The sequence below is a fragment of the Streptomyces thermovulgaris genome, from assembly GCF_002155915.1.
Lineage (GTDB): Bacteria > Actinomycetota > Actinomycetes > Streptomycetales > Streptomycetaceae > Streptomyces > Streptomyces thermovulgaris.
This window is the reverse complement of sequence record NZ_MUME01000025.1, coordinates 1-16,510: the sequence shown is the minus strand read 5'-3', so window position 1 is coordinate 16,510 and position 16,510 is coordinate 1. Positions and strand designations below refer to the sequence as shown.

14 protein-coding genes are annotated in these 16,510 nt (G+C 72.4%); 10 read left to right on the top strand and 4 right to left on the bottom strand.

Annotated features, from left to right (window positions below):
• Positions 1 to 6: 6 nt before the first annotated feature.
• From CCN35_RS03200 to CCN35_RS03190, 3 genes are all read left to right on the top strand, one after another.
• Positions 7 to 828 (top strand): helix-turn-helix domain-containing protein, encoded by an 822-nt coding sequence (locus CCN35_RS03200; RefSeq protein WP_067388852.1) that lies wholly within the window; start codon positions 7 to 9, stop codon positions 826 to 828.
• A gap of 3 nt (positions 829 to 831) precedes the next feature.
• Positions 832 to 1,077: a DUF397 domain-containing protein gene (locus tag CCN35_RS03195; protein ID WP_086791442.1), complete on the top strand. Its 246-nt coding sequence runs from the start codon at positions 832 to 834 to the stop codon at positions 1,075 to 1,077.
• Positions 1,078 to 1,220: 143 nt separating this feature from the next.
• A complete protein-coding gene (locus CCN35_RS03190) occupies positions 1,221 to 2,030 on the top strand; it encodes an SAM-dependent methyltransferase (RefSeq protein ID WP_067388675.1) in 810 nt (269 codons plus the stop codon).
• A gap of 308 nt (positions 2,031 to 2,338) precedes the next feature.
• Here the strand turns inward: CCN35_RS03190 and CCN35_RS03185 are convergent, their stop codons facing one another.
• The gene (locus CCN35_RS03185) at positions 2,339 to 3,550 is read right to left on the bottom strand and encodes a cysteine desulfurase-like protein (RefSeq protein ID WP_086791440.1); all 1,212 of its coding nucleotides are present in this window, start codon (positions 3,548 to 3,550) and stop codon (positions 2,339 to 2,341) included.
• 503 nt (positions 3,551 to 4,053) lie between these two features.
• On the opposite strand from CCN35_RS03185, the gene CCN35_RS03180 reads away from it, so the two are divergent.
• The 3 genes from CCN35_RS03180 (at position 4,054) to CCN35_RS03170 (ending at position 7,270) form a co-directional block, all read left to right on the top strand.
• A complete protein-coding gene (locus CCN35_RS03180) occupies positions 4,054 to 4,548 on the top strand; it encodes an FBP domain-containing protein (protein WP_067388671.1) in 495 nt (164 codons plus the stop codon).
• Positions 4,549 to 4,612: 64 nt separating this feature from the next.
• Entirely contained in the window at positions 4,613 to 5,890 is a 1,278-nt protein-coding gene (locus CCN35_RS03175; RefSeq protein WP_086791438.1) for an FUSC family protein, read from the top strand.
• A gap of 186 nt (positions 5,891 to 6,076) precedes the next feature.
• Entirely contained in the window at positions 6,077 to 7,270 is a 1,194-nt protein-coding gene (locus CCN35_RS03170; protein WP_211285484.1) for a lactonase family protein, read from the top strand.
• Here CCN35_RS03170 and CCN35_RS03165 read toward each other — a convergent pair.
• Positions 7,238 to 7,963 carry a DUF2470 domain-containing protein gene (locus CCN35_RS03165; protein WP_067388663.1) on the bottom strand — a complete coding sequence of 242 codons (726 nt, stop codon included), beginning with the start codon at positions 7,961 to 7,963 and terminating at the stop codon, positions 7,238 to 7,240. The genes CCN35_RS03170 and CCN35_RS03165 overlap by 33 nt on opposite strands.
• Before the next feature lie 498 nt (positions 7,964 to 8,461).
• Positions 8,462 to 9,763: an alpha/beta fold hydrolase gene (locus CCN35_RS03160; RefSeq protein ID WP_067388661.1), complete on the bottom strand. Its 1,302-nt coding sequence runs from the start codon at positions 9,761 to 9,763 to the stop codon at positions 8,462 to 8,464.
• Between the two features lie 244 nt (positions 9,764 to 10,007).
• Between CCN35_RS03160 and CCN35_RS03155 the strand changes: the two genes are divergently transcribed.
• From CCN35_RS03155 to CCN35_RS03140, 4 genes are all read left to right on the top strand, one after another.
• On the top strand, positions 10,008 to 10,763 hold the full coding sequence (locus CCN35_RS03155) for a (Fe-S)-binding protein (RefSeq protein ID WP_067388658.1): 756 nt from the start codon (positions 10,008 to 10,010) through the stop codon (positions 10,761 to 10,763).
• Complete coding sequence (locus CCN35_RS03150) at positions 10,760 to 12,280, top strand: LutB/LldF family L-lactate oxidation iron-sulfur protein (RefSeq protein ID WP_245862993.1); 1,521 nt, start codon at positions 10,760 to 10,762, stop codon at positions 12,278 to 12,280. The genes CCN35_RS03155 and CCN35_RS03150 overlap by 4 nt, the downstream gene beginning before the upstream one ends.
• Positions 12,277 to 12,921, top strand: a complete 645-nt coding sequence (locus tag CCN35_RS03145) for a LutC/YkgG family protein (RefSeq protein WP_067388654.1) — start codon at positions 12,277 to 12,279, stop codon at positions 12,919 to 12,921. Before CCN35_RS03150 ends, CCN35_RS03145 begins: the two co-directional genes overlap by 4 nt.
• Positions 12,922 to 13,032: 111 nt before the next feature.
• Positions 13,033 to 13,926 (top strand): aminoglycoside phosphotransferase family protein, encoded by an 894-nt coding sequence (locus CCN35_RS03140; RefSeq protein WP_086791437.1) that lies wholly within the window; start codon positions 13,033 to 13,035, stop codon positions 13,924 to 13,926.
• A 223-nt stretch (positions 13,927 to 14,149) separates the two neighbouring features.
• On the opposite strand, the gene CCN35_RS03135 is transcribed toward CCN35_RS03140, so the two are convergent.
• Positions 14,150 to 15,964 (bottom strand): thiamine pyrophosphate-requiring protein, encoded by a 1,815-nt coding sequence (locus CCN35_RS03135; protein ID WP_086791436.1) that lies wholly within the window; start codon positions 15,962 to 15,964, stop codon positions 14,150 to 14,152.
• Positions 15,965 to 16,510: the final 546 nt, after the last annotated feature.

Below are 16,510 nucleotides of genomic sequence, written 5' to 3'. Positions count from 1 at the left end.
CTGCGCATGGTCCTGGGCAAGCGCCTGCGACAACTGCGGGAGCAGGCCGGGGTGTCCTTCGAGGATGCGGCACGGGTCATCGAGGTCACCCCCCTGACGGTCCGGCGGATGGAGAAGGCCGAGGTCGGCCTGCGCATCCCGTACGTCAGGGAGCTGCTGCGCACCTACGGCGTCCCGGCGTCGGAGATCGAGGATTTCGTCAGCCTGGCCAGGGAGGCCAACAAGCCCGGCTGGTGGTACAAGTACCGCGACGTACTGCCGGAGTGGTTCAAGGCGTATGTGAGCCTGGAGAGCGAAGCCAGCGTCATCCGCCTCTACGAACCCCACTACGTGCCGGGGCTGTTGCAGACCCACGACTACGCCACCGCGCTCATGCGGATCGGCTTTCCCAACGAGTCGAAGGAGGAGATAGCCCGGCGTGTGGACCTGCGCCTCAGGCGTCAGGACCTGCTCGCCAAGCCGGACGCCCCGGCGGTGTGGGCCATCCTGGACGAGACGGTGCTGCGCCGTCCCGTCGGCGGTGCCGAGGTGATGCGGGCCCAACTGGACCGGCTCATCGAGGCATTGGACCTGCCGAAGGTCCGCATACAGATCATGCGCTTCTCCGCGGGGGCCCATCCCGGCGCCTACGGTCCCTTCCACTACTTCCGCTTCGGCTTCTCCGAGCTGCCCGACATCGTCTACACCGAGAACCTCGCGGGATCGGTGTACTACGACCGGCCGGAGGACGTCGTGACGTATCTCGAAGTTCTGGACCGGATGTCCGTGCAGGCGGAACCGATCGCCCGGACCAGGGACATCCTGAGCGAACTGCGTAAGGAGTTGTGACCCATGGCATCCAACGGCCCCATCCGCAACGGCATGTCCGCACGCGACCTGGGCACCGAGGGCTGGCACAAGCCCTGGAGCGGCACCAACGGCGGTTCCTGCGTGGAGGCGAAACGCCTGCCCGACGGCCGCGTCGCCCTCCGCCAGTCCACGGATCCCGAGGGTCCGGCGCTGGTCTACAGCCGGGACGAGATGATCGCCTTCCTCCGGGGCGCCAAGGCCGGTCTGGCGGACTTCCTCGTCGACTGAGCCCGGACCGCCTCCGGACCCGGGGGCGGCCGGACCGCTCCGGCCGCCCCCGGCTTGTCCAGATCCTTATGAACTCACGGGTCGCGTGAGGACATTGACGCTACGTTGGAGACCGGACGAGGGAACGTACGGCAGGAGGCCCCATGACAGACGGCGAGCGCACCCCGGACCAGGACGCCCTGGCCAAGATCGACACCACGGTGCCGCACTCGGCCCGTATCTGGAACTACTGGATGGGCGGCAAGGACAACTACGAGGTCGACCGGATCGCGGGCGACGCCTACCGGAAGCACGCGCCCACCATCGAGACCATGGCCCGCGCCTCCCGCCAGTACCTGATCCGCGCCGTGACCCATGTGGCCGGCGAGCTGGGCATCCGGCAGTTCCTCGACATCGGCACCGGACTGCCGACGTACGACAACACCCACCAGGTCGCCCAGCGCATCGCCCCCACGTCGCGGATCGTCTACGTCGACAACGACCCGCTGGTGCTGCGCCACGCCCAGGCCCTGCTCACCAGCACCCCCGAGGGACTGACCGAGTACATCGACGCGGATCTGCACGACCCGGAGCGGATCCTCGAGGAGGCGGCGAAGTTCCTCGACTTCGAGCAGCCGGTGGCCCTGATGCTGATGGGCATCCTCGGGCACATCCAGGACTACGAGGAGGCGAAGTCGATCGTCCGCCGGCTCCTGGCGGCCCTGCCCTCCGGCAGCTATTTCGTGCACTACGACAGCACCGACACCAACGAGGCGCTCAAGGAGGCCCAGCAGGCCTACGACGACACCGGCGCCGTCCCGTACGTGCTGCGCAGCCCGGAACAGCTCGCCGCCTACTACGAGGGTCTCGAACTGCTCGAGCCCGGCATCGTCTCCTGCCCGCTGTGGCGTCCCGAGCCCGGCACCACGCCCGAGCCCACGGACATCTACGGCGGTGTGGCCCGCAAGCCCTGACGGGACATCACCCGCCGCCTCCTTCGGGGGCAACCGCCCCGGGACACCACTGCCCTTCCCCGGGGACAGGGGACACGAGGGCCGGGCGCGGCTCGTCCGTCCGGCCACCGGCCGAAGGCTCCGCGCGACGGCCCGAAGCCGCGGAGCGGTCGCGCCGGCCTCTTCCGGTCGTTCGCCGGTCCACGCACATGCGGCGCCCCGCCGATGCGGTGGGGCGCCGCATGTGCGTGGAAGGAGGGGCGTGAAGGGAGACGTCGTGCTCCTCGGGCGGGGACGCGGAACCGCCCGGGTCTACGGCGCCCCCGGGTCTACGGCGCCGTCCGCAGGAAGTCCGCCAGCCCCTCCAGCAGCCGGTCGACGTCCTCCTCGTTCGTGTAGGGCGCCAGCCCGATGCGCAGCCCGCCCGCGTCGCCGAGGCCGAGCCGCCGGGAGGCCTCCAGGGCGTAGAACGCGCCCGAGGGCGCCGCGACCGCGCGGTCGGCCAGATACCGGTAGGCGTCGACGGTGCTGCGGCCCTCGAAGGTCAGCAGCAGGGTCGGAGTGCGCTCGGCGGCACGCGAGTGCACGGTGATCCCCGGCAGACGGGACAACCCCTCCTCGACGCGGCGGCGCAGGGCGTCCTCGTGGTGCTCGAGCGAGCCGAGGGAGGTGAGGAGCCGTTCCCGGCGGGTGCCGCGCGCCCCGGGGTCCATCCCGGCGAGGAAGTCCACGGCGGCCCGGGTGCCGGCCAGCAGCTCGTAGGGCAGGGTGCCGAGCTCGAACCGCTCGGGAACCACGTCGGGCGAGGGCAGCAGCTTGTCCGGGCGCAGGGTGCCGAGCAGCTCCGGGCGGCTCGCCAGGACGCCGAGGTGGGGGCCGAGGAACTTGTACGGGGAGCAGATGAAGAAGTCCGCGCCCAGACGCGCGAGGTCGACCGCGGCGTGGGCGGTGTAGTGCACCCCGTCGACATACAGCAGGGCGCCGCGCTCATGGGCCAGGGCGGCGATCGCGGGAACGTCCGGGCGGGTGCCGATCAGGTTGGAGGCGGCGGTGACCGCGACCAGCCGGGTGCGGTCGGACAGCCGGGCCTCGATGTGCTGCGGGGTCAGCTCACCGCTCTCCGGGTCGAAGTCGGCCCAGCGGACGACCGCTCCCACGGCTTCGGCGGCCTGGATCCAGGGCCGGATGTTGGCGTCGTGGTCGAGCCGGGTCACGACCACCTCGTCGCCCGGTGACCAGGTCCTGGCCAGGGTGCGGGAGAAGTCGTACGTCAACTGGGTCGCACTGCGTCCGAAGACGATCCCGGACGGCTCGGCGCCCAGCAGGTCCGCCATGGCCCGGCGGGCGTCGTCGACGCAGGCCTCGGCATTGCGCTCCCCCAGGGTGCCGAGTCCCCGGTTGGACAGCGGACCGGTCAGCGCCTCGGCGACGGCGTCGATGACGGGCTGCGGTGTCTGGGTTCCGCCCGGTCCGTCGAACTGGGCCCAGCCGGACTTCAGCGCGGGAAACTGCGCGCGGACACCGACGATGTCATGAGCCATGGAACACCCCTTGCCTACCCCTTCGGACGCCGCGGCGGGAGCCGCCGCCCCATGATCCAACGCCCGGTCTCCCCGCGGGTCAATACATCCGGGGCCGGTGTTCCTCCGGGGCCGCCCGCCGTGCGGGAGGCGAGGTTCGCGGCTTCGGGCCCGCGCTGCGACCGCGGCGGGTGAGGAAGCCGGCGGGCGGCGTACGGGCGACGGAGCCGTCCGGGACTGTCGCACCGAGCACCGGTGACGCGGCGGGGCTGCCTGCGCCGGCCCCTCGTGCCCGTCTCCGCCGGGGCCACTGCGCCCGCCCTCTGCCTCCCTTGTCTCTGCCTCTGCCTCTGCCTGTTTCTGTCCCTGCCTCCTGCTTCCGTCCCCGTCTCCTCCTGCCTCCGAGGCCGGTCGGGAGGGTGCGCCTTCGGAAATATCCATTGGCCCCTCCTCGAGAGCCCTGCTTAGCATAGGCGAACACCTAATATCTTTAGGCAACCAACTCTGCCGCTTGGGAGACTCCCATGAAGCAACCGACCGAACAGGACATACGTGCCTCATTCATCAACTGCACCAAGGGCGAGGCCAAACGCCTGGCCGTCCCCCGGGACCTCGACGAGCTCCCCTGGGACGACCTGGACTTCCTGGGCTGGCGCGATCCGGGGGCACCCGACCGCAGCTGTCTGGTCACCGAACAGGAAGGCCGCCTGGTGGGGGTCGTCCTGCGCTCCTCCCCCTCGCAGCGCGGCTTTCTGCACCGCAGCCTGTGCTCGCTGTGCCTGACCACCCATCCCGGCGGCGGGGTCTCGCTGATGACCGCCCGCAAGACGGGAGCGGCGGGCCGAGAGGGCAACTCGGTCGGTGTGTACGTGTGCACGGACCTCGCCTGCTCCCTCTACGTGCGCGGCAGGAAGGTCCCCTCGTCCACGGTCCGTGTCGAGGAGAGCCTTACCCTGGAGGAGCGGATCGCCCGGACGAGGAACAACCTGGCGGCCTTCCTGGACAAGCTGCGGGCCTGACACCGGCGCACGGCCACATGCGAAACTGTGTTCGCCCCGTCGGCGTAGGGGGAACAGCGCAAAAATGCGAGATGTACGTGAGTGGCCATCGATCCTCGCCCGGCTGATGAGACGTCACCGGGACCCCTTGGTCGTCCAGGCGTTGCGTTCCACCATCGCGGCGACGATCGCATACGTGATCGCACTGCGGGTGAGTCCGGAGCCCGCCCCGCTGACCGCCCCGCTGACGGCGCTGCTCGTGGTCCAGGTGACTCTCTACGCCACGCTGACCACCAGCTTCCGCCGGGTGAACTCCGTGGTGGCCGGCGTGCTCGTCGCCAGCGTCTTCTCCCTCCTGGTGGGCCTGACCTGGTGGAGCCTCGCCCTGGTGGTCCTGGCCGCGCTGGCGGTCGGACATCTGGTGCGGGTCGACGAGTTCGTGCCCGAAGTGGCGATCAGCGCCATGCTGGTCCTCGGAGTGACCGCCATGGGCAGTGGTGCGACCTCCGTGGGCCATTCGGCGTGGCTGCGGGTCGTGGAGACGCTGATCGGCGCGACGGTCGGTCTCGGCTGCAATCTGCTGCTCGCCCCTCCGGTGTGGACCGACGAGGCGGGCGAGTCGATCGAGGGCCTGGCACGCCGGATGCGGCAGTTGATGCTGCGGATGGGGGAGCAGGCGGCGGGTGCCCCGCCGGCCAGGCTCGCGGCCGAACGACTGCACGAGGCACGCCGGCTGGACCACGACATCTCCGCCGTGGACGCCGCCCTGCGGCAGGCCGAGGACAGCCTCCGGCTCAATCCGCGGGTCCGTGACGGCCTGCTGCACCGGGTGGTGCTGCGCACCGGGCTGGACACGCTGGAGATCTGCACGGTCGTGCTGCGGGTGCTCGCGCGCACCTTCACCGACCTGGCCAAGCAGCGGGAGCCCGAGCCGCTGTTCTCGTCGCAGATGGGTGCGCTGGTGCAGCAGCTGCTGCAGGAGATCGCCGATGCGGTGGTCAGCTTCGCGGTGCTGGTCACCACGGACGTCAGCCAGAGCGCCGCGTCGGCCGAGGACCGGCTCGCCGCCGAGTTGCGGCAGGCCGCGACCACCCGTGACAAGCTGGCGCAGCTGCTGCTGAAGGAGGTTCGGCAGGACACGAGCCACTGGCAGCTGTACGGGGCGGTGCTGACCGAGGTCAACCGCATGATCGACGAGATGGACGTCGAGCACCGCTCGCACCGCCTTCTGGAGGAGCTGGACCGGCACACCCGGGCGCAGCGGGAACGCCGCTCCCGTCTGACCGGTTTCGCGGACCGGCTGGGAAGGCCGCTGAAGCTGCGGCGCCGTTCCGACGAGGACGCGGCGCACCGTTCCTCGTGAGCGCTCCTTCCGAGGAGGCCATGGGCGTTTTCCGAGGAGGCCATGGGCGTTCTTCCCGGGAAGCCGTACAGTGCGGGCATGATCAATGGGGCGGGAGTGCCGCGGCGGACGTTCCTTTCGCCGGGGAGGAACCACGTGTCCGGGGAAGGCCGGCAGAGCGGGGGGAGGTGGAGCAGACGCCGGTTCATGGGGGCCGTGACGACGGCCGCCGCCATGACCGCGGTCCCGGCGTGTTCTCCGGCTCCGTCCGGTTCCCCCTCCGGTCCCTCCGCCTCCGGTCCCGCGCCGGCGGGCGGATCCGCGACCGGACCGGCGACCGCACCGGCCTTTCCGGAAAGCACGGGGCAGCCGTCCGGCCCCCGGCCGCTCTACCTCGGCACCTACACCTCCGCCGAGGGCGGCGGGACCGGCATCGGCCTGGCGGTGTACGACCCGGCGACGGGAGCCGTCACCGGCCGGGGCACCCTCACCGGTGTCACCGACCCGTCGTACCTCGCCGTGCACCCGGACGGCCGGACGCTGTACGCGGTCTGCGAGGGCCAGGACGGCAAAGTGACCGCCATACGGCTCGCCGACCGGAGGATCCTGGGCGCACGGAGCACCGGTGGGGCGGGGCCCTGCCATCTCTCCGTGCATCCGACGGGGCGCTGGCTGCTCAGCGCGAACTACACCTCCGGCAGTGTCGCCGTGCATCCGATCGACGACTCGGGGGCGCTGGGCGAGCGCACCGATCTGGTGACGCACTCCGGTCCGCCCGGACCGGGACAACAGGGACCGCACGCCCATCAGGTCGTCACCAGCCCGGACGGCGGCCATGTCCTCGCGGTGGACCTCGGCACCGACACGGTCCACACCTATCGTCTGGACACCCGCACGGGCCGGCTCACCGAGGTCGCCCGGGCACGCACACGTCCGGGTGCCGGCCCCCGTCATCTGACCTTCCACCCGGGCGGCCGGTTCGCCTATCTCGCCAACGAGGTCGACAACACGATCGCCGTCTGCGCCTACGCCCCTGACACCGGCCGTCTCACCATCGGCGAACCGCAGTCCACGGGAGCGGAGGAGGGCACCAACTTTCCCGCGCAGTTCCTGGTCACCGACGACGGACGGTTCGCCTATCTCGCCAACCGCGGCCACAACAGCCTCGCGCGCTATGCCGTGGAGGCCGACGGGGCCCGGCTCAGGCTCCTGGGCACGACACCGGTCGCGGGCGACTTCCCGCGGCAGATCGCCCTCTCCCCGGACGGCGGGCTGCTGTTCGCCGCGAACCAGAGGTCGGGGACGGTGAGCGTCTTCCGCGTCGACCGCGCGAGCGGTGCGCTGCGCCGGGCGGGCGAGCCGTACGCCTCACCTCTCGCCGTCTGCGCGCTGCCGCTGTAGGGCGTGCGGGCAGGCGGCGGCGTCCGCCTGGGAGAGCAGTACGTGCATGCGCTCGGTGAGCTGGGCGACGTCGTCGGCGGGCGCGTGGAACGGCAGGCGTACGTCACCGTGGGTGCGGGCGCGCTCGATGCGCAGGGTCAGTCCGTGCCGGTCGACGGCGAGCGGCCGTACCCGCACCGCGCCGTGCAGGCTCCTGGGCCCGATCAGCCGGGCGAGCCGTTCCACCGTCTCGGGGTGGGCGTCGGCGAGGTGGGTGAGCAGCCGGGCCTCGGCCGCGGCCAGCGGGTCGGGGGCGGCCTCGGCGAACTCGTCGATGTCGACCAGCACCGCGCCGGACTGCTGCCGCAGCACGATCCGCGTGGGCCGGAACACCAGGTGCTCCGGCTCGGCGGTGAACCGGCCGGCGAGCCACAGCCGGGCACGGATCCGGTGGCGTACGGGGACGGGCGCGACATCGGCGAACTCCAGGACGGCGGAGGGCTCGCCGCGCGGCGCGCAGACGGCGGCCGTGCGCAGGGCGCTGTCCTCGGGGACGCGCAGGAGCACCCGGCCGTCCTCGGTCACGGTGTGCGCACCGATGCAGTCCTCCCGTCCGCCCTCCGCGGTCACCGCGCAGGACCACGCGGCAACGAGCACGGACCGCGCCCGCTGCGCCGCTCCGGGCACCGCCGTCCAGGTGTGGCTGTCGCCCATCCCGAAACCTCCTTCTTAGGTAAGGCTTACCTAAGCTATCGAAGATCGGAGGGCGCGCCAACCGGACGAGAGCGGTCGGCGGAGAAAGTGGGGGCGGGCGCACTCCGGTGGCACGCGTGTGCGCGGGGCGCACACCCGCACGCGGGTCGCACCGCACCCACCGCGGGCCGGCGCCGCCCGGCGCACGGGCAGCGAAAGCGATCCGGGCAGCCGGATGCCGGCACTCCCCCGGGCCGCACCGGGCCGAGGCCGGGCCGGGAGGAGCACCGGCCGGGAGAAGAACGCACCGGACGCACCGGACGCACCGGCCGGATCGGCGTTCCGAACGGCCGGCGTCCACCGTCCCAGGAGGCCGCCGCCGCCTCGCAGGGCCGAGGGCTCCGGGAAGCCGGCGTCTCGCGGCCCGGAGACGGGGCCGGACGGCCGGACAGCGGCCCGGTCCGGCCCGGCCGATGCCCCCTGACCCTCGAGGCGGCCCCGGACGGCGCCCGGCGGCGGTCAGACCTCGTCGCGGACCAGGGCGAGCAGCCGGTCCAGGACACGGGGGCCGCCGGCCCGTACGCCGTCGTGCTCGAACTCGTCGGTGACCCAGGTGCGCAGGCCGCGGATCGCGCGGGCGGTGTCCAGGGCGTGGGCGGTGTCGACGTACATGTCGTCGTGGTAGACGGCCGCGGCGACCGGGACCTCGTTGGCGGCGAGGCGGGCGCGGTCGTACAGGGGCCGCCAGTCGGTGCGGGCGGCGAGCAGCTCGGCGGTCTCGCGCAGCGGACGCAGCGCCGGATCGCAGTCGAACGTCCACGGGTGCACGGACTCGCCGGTGAACAGCACCGGCGAGTCCCCGGCGAGCGCCTTGGCGGCGTCGAACTGCGGGAACCGGGCGCGGACCCGCTCGGCCGACCAGGCGGTGGGACGGTCGTCCTGGGCGTAGATCGCCTCGTGGAGGAGCGCGTACAGCGGATGGGCGGCGTACGACAGCAGCCCCTGGACCTGTTCCTGGAACGCGTCGGACAGTTCCGGCCCCCGCGGGGTACGCACAAAGGCATGTTCGAGGAGGAAGTGGAGCCGATGGCTGCCGTCGCCGTTGCCGAGCATGATACCGAGGGACTGGAAGGCCTCGACGGTCAGCCGGTAGCCGTTCGGGAGCACCACGTCGTGGGTGAGGAGGTGGTCGGCGATACGGCGGACGCGGTCGACGTCCTGCGGATAGCGGGCGTAGTGGGCGGCGACCTTGCGCTCGATGCGCGGGTAGGCGGCCCGGTAGACGTCGTCGGCGTGCGCGTCCAGGGAGGGCAGGCCGCCGGTGATCAGGGCCGCGGCCAGGCCCTCGGGGTGCGTGGAGAGGTAGTGCACCGTGCAGAAGCCGCCGAAGCTCTGTCCGAGGACGGTCCAGGGGGCGCCGCCGGTCACCTCGGGGCGGATCGCCTCGCAGTCGCGGACGATCGAGTCGGCACGGAAGAGGGTGAGGTAGTCGGCCTGCTCGGCCGGCCCGCCGCGCAGCGGAAGGGTCTGCCGGTTCGCGGGCGTGGAGCGGCCGGTGCCCCGCTGGTCCAGGAGCAGGACCCGGTAGTCCTGCAGGGCCCGGCCGAGCCAGGCCTGCTTGCCGATGAACCGGTTCGCCCCGAAGCCGGGGCCGCCCTGGAGGTAGACCAGCCAGGGCAGGTCCTGCCCGGCCTTGTCGCTCGCGACGACCTCACGGGCGTAGAGCTCGATCGTCTCCCCGGCCGGGTCGTCGTGGTCGAGCGGCACGGTGAAGAAGCGGTCGGTGAGGACGACGCCGGGCTGACGGCAACTGACGGTCAACGGTCCTCCCAGGGCAGAGGGGTCGGCACAGGGGCCGGCACAGGGATCATGGCCGCGTCCCAGTCCAGCACATGTCCGTTTCTCCTCCGGCCGCGAGGATCACGGAGCCGGCGGACACGGGCGGCGGAGGGAGCGATGCCGCCCGCCGGTCGCCCGCCTCGCCACGCCGCAAGACGGGGTCTCCCGTCGCGTCGTGCGGCTGACTAGGCTTCACTCGTCCGATGACCGAACCCAAGGAGCCGCGATGCGTGTCGCTCTGTTCCTGACCTGCGTCAACGACACGCTCTACCCGGACACCGGACGCGCTGTGGTGAAACTGCTGACCAGACTGGGCGTGGACGTGGACTTCCCGACCGCCCAGACGTGCTGCGGGCAGGCGCACTACAACACCGGATACCGGCACGAGGCGGAGCCGCTGGCCCGGCACTTCTCCGATGTCTTCCGGGACTACGAGGCGATCGTGACACCGTCCGGATCGTGCGCGGCGATGGTGCGGGAGCTGTATCCGCGCATGGGCGCGCGGGCGCGGACCGAGGGACGCGGCGACACACTGGAGCGGGTGCTGGCGCCCGTGGTGCCGAAGACGTACGAACTCACGGAGTTCCTGGTGGACGTGCTGGGAGTGACGGACGTGGGGGCGTACTACCCGCACCGGGTGACGTACCACCCGACCTGTCACGGGCTGCGCGCCCTCGGTCTCGGGGACCGGCCCCGGCGGCTGCTGCGGGCGGTGAAGGGGCTGGAGCTGGTCGAGCTGCCCGGCGCCGAGGAGTGCTGCGGGTTCGGCGGCACCTTCTCGGTGAAGAACCCCGATGTCTCGGCGGCGATGGGTGCCGACAAGGTGCGCAACGCCGAGTCCACCGGCGCGAGGGTGCTGTGCGCGGGCGACAACTCGTGTCTGATGCACCTCGGCGGCATCATGACCCGGCTGGGCGTGGGCATGCGGCCGGTGCACATCGCGGAGATCCTGGCGAGCACGGAGGAGGCACCGTCAGCATGAGCACAACGCGTCCGGGCACGCCCGGCCCTCCCCCGTCCTCCCGTCCGGATCCCCCGGACTTCCCGGCCTTTCCCCGGGCCGCCCACCAGGCCGTGCGCGACCGGACCCTGCGCGGCAATCTGCGCCATGCCACGCACACCATCCGCGCCAAGCGGGCCAAGGCGGTGGCGGAGGTCTCCGACTGGGCGGCGCTGCGCGAGGCCGGCAAGCAGATCAAGGACCACACCCTGCGTCACCTCGACCGCTATCTGGAGCAGGTCGAGGAGACGGTCACGGCGGCCGGCGGCACCGTGCACTGGGCGGTCGACGCCGAGGAGGCCAACCGGATCGTGGCCGATCTGGTCAAGGAGACCGGACAGCGCGAGGTCGTCAAGGTCAAGTCGATGGCCACGCAGGAGATCGGGCTCAACGAGGCCCTGGAGGCGGAGGGCATCCGGGCCTACGAGACCGACCTCGCCGAGCTGATCGTGCAGCTGGGCAAGGACCGGCCCTCGCACATCCTCGTTCCCGCGATCCACCGCAACCGCGGCGAGATCCGGGACATCTTCCGCTCCGAGATGGGCAAGTGGGGCCGCCCGGCACCCGAGGGTCTGACGGACAGGCCCGCCGAGCTCGCCGAGGCGGCCCGGCTGCATCTGCGGGAGAAGTTCCTGCGCGCCAAGGTGGGCATCTCCGGCGCCAACTTCGTCGTCGCCGAGACCGGCACCCTGGTGGTCGTGGAGTCCGAGGGCAACGGGCGGATGTGCCTGACCCTGCCCGAGACACTGATCTCGGTCGTCGGCATCGAGAAGATCGTGCCGACCTGGCGGGACCTGGAGGTCTTCCTCCAGACGCTCCCCCGCTCCTCCACGGCCGAGCGGATGAACCCGTACACGTCCATGTGGACCGGTACGACCGACGGGGACGGCCCGAGCGCCTTCCACCTGGTCCTGCTGGACAACGGCCGCACCGACACGCTCGCCGACGAGGTGGGCCGTCAGGCCCTGCGCTGCATCCGCTGCTCGGCGTGCCTGAACGTCTGCCCGGTCTACGAGCGGGCCGGCGGCCACGCCTACGGCTCGGTCTACCCGGGGCCGATCGGTGCGATCCTCAGCCCCCAGCTGCGCGGTACGGCGAGCGAGATCGACGCCTCGCTGCCGTACGCGTCCTCACTGTGCGGGGCCTGCTACGAGGTGTGCCCGGTCGCCATCGACATCCCCGAGGTGCTGGTGCACCTGCGGGAGCGGGTCGCCCAGGGCGGCCCGGCGACACGCGGCGGCAACAAGGTGGTGCTCAGGCCCGCGAAGGGGCACACCGCCGAACGCGCGGTGATGCGGGCGGCCCGCTGGGCACTCGCACGCCCGGGCGTCCTGCGCGGCGGCCAGCGGTTCGTCTCCCGTACCCGCCGCTTCCATCCGCGCTCGCTGCCCGGCCCCGGCCGGGCCTGGACCGGCACTCGTGATCTGCCTGCGGTGCCCGCGGAGCCCTTCCGCGACTGGTGGCAGCGGACCCATGGCGGCAAGGAGGGCCCCAGGTGAACGGCAAGGAGCGGATCCTGGCCCGGGTGCGGCGTGCGCTGGCCGACGTACCGCGGGACGACAGGCCGTACGCACAGGCCGTACGCCGGGACTACCTGCGGCAGCACGACGAGCGCGGCGCCGAGGACCTGGTGGACCTGCTGGCCGAGAACCTGGCGGACTACCGGGCGGTGGTGCACCGGTGCGGCGCCGGGGAGCTTCCCGGGCTGATCGCCCACCTGCTCGGCGAGCGCGGCGCGAAGTCCGTGCTGGTGCCGCCCGGTCTGGACGAGACCTGGCTGGCGGACACGGATGTGCGGCGGGTCGCGGACCGGCCGGAGAGCACACCCCATGAGCTGGACCGCGTCGACAGCGTGCTCACCGGATGCGCGCTCGCCGTCGCCGAGACCGGCACGATCGTGCTCGACGGCTCACCCGACCAGGGCCGCCGTCGCATCTCCCTGATCCCCGACCACCACATCTGCGTCGTGCGCGTCCCCGACCAGGTCGTCCCCTCCGTTCCCCAGGCTCTCGAACGGCTCGTCCCGGGCCGTCCGCTCACCTGGATCTCCGGCCCGTCCGCGACCAGTGACATCGAACTGGACCGCGTGGAGGGGGTGCACGGACCGCGCACGCTGGAGGTGGTGCTGATGAGCGGGTGAGGGACCGCCTTCCCGCCCCCGTGAACCCCGTGAACCCCGTGAACCGCTGAAGGGTCACCCTCCGCACAAATGGGTTGACGTGCCCAGGACCGGCCCGTTCGATGGCCACTCATGTACGCCGACACCCTGCATCCGGGCGAGCCGGAGACCGATGCCTCACTCGTACGGCGGCTGATCGCCGCCCGGTTTCCGCGATGGGCGGGGCTTCCCGTCGAGCGGATCGATTCCATCGGCACGTCCAACACCCTGTACCGGCTCGGCGAGGACATGGTCGTACGCCTCCCCCGCACCGCCGGTGCCGCCGAGGACGTCGAGAAGGAGCACACCTGGCTGCCCCGGCTCGCCGCGTCGCTCCCGGTGCCCGTGCCCACGCCGCTGGGCAGGGGCGCACCGGCCGAGGGGTTCCCGTGGCCCTGGTCCGTGCACCGCTGGATCGACGGGGAGGTCCCGGTGGAGGGCGACGTCACCGCGCCCGAGGCGCTCGCGGCGGACCTGGCGGAGTTCGTCGCCGCACTGCACCGGGTCGATCCCGCGGGCGGACCGCCCTCCTACCGCAGTGAGCCGCTGGCCGCGCGGGATGCCGCGACCCGCACGGCCATCGCGGAGCTGGACGGCGCCGTGGACGCCCACGCGGCCACCGCGGCCTGGGAGGAGGCGCTGCGTGCGCCCGGGCCGACCGGTCCGCCGGTCTGGATCCACGCCGATCTGCAGCCCGGGAACCTGCTCCTTGCCCGGGGGCGGCTGTGCGCCGTGCTCGACTTCGGGTGTGCGGGTCTGGGGGATCCCGCCGTCGACCTCCTCGCGGCGTGGTACGTGCTGCCGGCCGGTGCGCGACCGCTCTTCCGGGCCGCGCTGGACGTGGACGACGCGGCCTGGGCGCGAGGGCGCGGCTGGGCGCTGTCGGTGGCGCTGCTGGAGCTGTCGTACTACCGCGACCGCAGTCCGCACATGGCCCGTGTCGCCCGGCACGTCATCCGGGAGGTCCTGCTCGACCGCCGTCCGTAGCGGTGTGTCCCCAGCGGTGTGTCCCCTCCCGCCGCTCCGTCCGGCCGGAGACCGGGGTCACGAACGGCGCGGAAGGCCGCGCCGCACGGCCGCCCCCGCCGCCGCGGCGGCAGCGAGGGCGGGCGTGGTGCCGTCCCGGCTCAGGACGCCCTCCGCTTCGGGGCGCCGCCGGCGGGAGCGGTGGGTACGGCGGTGCCCGTCCGTTCCGCGGCCGGGGCGGCGCTCAGGTGCCGCGCCGGCCGCTCCTGCCGCTCTTCCCGCCGGGCAGGAACTCCTGCACCTTGGCCCTGAGCCCCTGGCGGATCATGGCGGTGCGGTCGCTGTCGCCCTTGAGGACGGCGGTCGCGGCGGCCTCGATCTGGCCGAGGTCGGCATGCGGCGGGATGGGCGGCACGGCCGGGTCGGTGACGAAGTCGAGCACACAGGGCCGGTCGGAGCAAAGCGCGGTCTCCCAGGCGTCCCGCACGTCGGCGGGCTTCTCGATCCGCAGGCCGTGCAGGCCGATCAGCCGGGCGAAATCGGCGTAGGCGACGTCCGGGATGGACTGGGAGGGCAGGAACTGCGGGGCGCCGCTCATGGCGCGCATCTCCCAGGTGACCTGGTTGAGGTCCTGGTTGTTCAGGACGGCCACGACCAGGCGCGGGTCGCTCCACTCCTGCCAGTACTTGGCGACGGTGATCAGCTCGGCCATGCCGTTCATCTGCATCGCCCCGTCGCCGACCAGCGCGATCGCCGGACGGTCGCCGTGGGCGAACTTGGCGCCGATGACGTACGGCACCCCGGGGCCCATGGTGGCCAGTGTGCCGGACAGGGAGCCGCGCATGGCGCCGCGCAGCCGCAGATGGCGGGCGTACCAGTTGGCGGCGGAGCCGGAGTCCGCGGCGAGGACCACGTCGTCGGGCAGCAGGTCGTCGAGGGCGTGCACGACGTACTCGGGGTTGACCGGGTCGGCGTCGACGGCGGCGCGCCGCTGCATGACCTCCCACCAGCGGGCGGTGTCCTTCTCGATCTTCCTGCGCCAGCCCTTGTCCCGGTTCCCCTTGAGCAGCGGCAGCAGCCGGGTCAGGGTCGCGCGGGCGTCGCCGACGAGGTTCACCTCGAACGGGTAGCGCATGCCGACCATGTGCGGGTCGATGTCGATCTGCACGGCCCGCGCCTGGCCGAACTCCGGCAGGAACTGCGTGTAGGGGAAGGACGAGCCGATCACGAGGAGGGTGTCGCAGTCCCTCATCAGCTCGTACGACGGCCGGGTGCCCAGCAGGCCGATGGCGCCGGTGACGTACGGCAGGTCGTCGTCCAGGGCGTCCTTGCCCAGCAGTGCCTTGGCCACGCCGGCGCCGAGCCGGTCGGCGACCGCCATGACCTCCCGGCGGGCCCCGCGGGCGCCCTGTCCGATGAGGACGGCGGCCTTCCTCCCGGAGTTGAGCACCTCGGCGGCGCGGGTGAGGTCGTCCTCGGCGGGCACCGGCGCGTAGTGCGGCATGCCGAGGCTGGAGGGCACCATCTTGAAGGCGTGCTCGGGCGGCTCGTAGTCGAGTTCCTGCACATCGGCGGGGATGACGACGGCCGTCGCCGTGCGGCGGGCCAGGGCGGTGCGCATCGCCCGGTCGATCACATTGGGCAGCTGCGCGGGGACGGTGACCATCTCGGCGTAGTCGGAGGCGACGTCCTTGTAGAGGCTGAGCAGGTCGACCTCCTGCTGGTAGGAGCTTCCCATGGCGCTGCGGTCGGTCTGCCCCACGACGGCGACGACCGGGACGTGGTCGAGCTTGGCGTCGTACAGGCCGTTGAGCAGATGGATGGCGCCGGGGCCGGACGTGGCGGCGCAGACGCCGGCCCGGCCGGAGAACTTGGCGTAGCCGACGGCCTCGAAGGCGCACATCTCCTCGTGGCGCGCCTGGATGAACCGGGGGTTGTCGTCGGCGCGGCCCCAGGCCGCGAGCAGCCCGTTGATGCCGTCGCCGGGGTAGCCGAAGACATGTTCCACCCCCCAGTCGCGCAGGCGCTCGAGGACGTGGTCGGAGACCTTCATCGACATGGTCGAGGACCTTTCGGGGTGAGCCTTTCGGATGATTGCTCCCGGGGCGCGGGCACGGACGGCGCGGGCCCCGCGGGAGCCGGGCGTCCGGCCGTCGCCTGGGCAGGTTCCCCTCGAGGCCGAAGGCAAGCGCACCGGCCGGACGCGCGGCCCGGTGACCGCCGCCGCCCTGGTCGCCCCGGGTGCGGCACAGACGCCACGACGGCCCGGGCGGACGCCGGCGGAACCGGACCGCGCAGTCCGTGCGGCCGCCCGGACGAGGACAAAGGCGGCGGATTCCTTCTGACGGCAACCTCCTCGTCACTCGAAAATCACTCGAACGCCCTGACAACTACGCGCGTTGACCCTAGGCTGCGACCTGCCGTCCCTTAGCTTGTTCAGAACACGACAGAAAGAGACCATGTCGCCGATCCGCTTCCGCCGCCCGGCTCCGCGAAGAGCCGTCACCGCGGCGCTCGCCACCGCCGCCGCGCTGGCCACCGTCGGTGCGCTCACCGCGGCCGCCCCCGCGCGCTCCCACCCCGCCGGAGGGCACCACCCCCACAC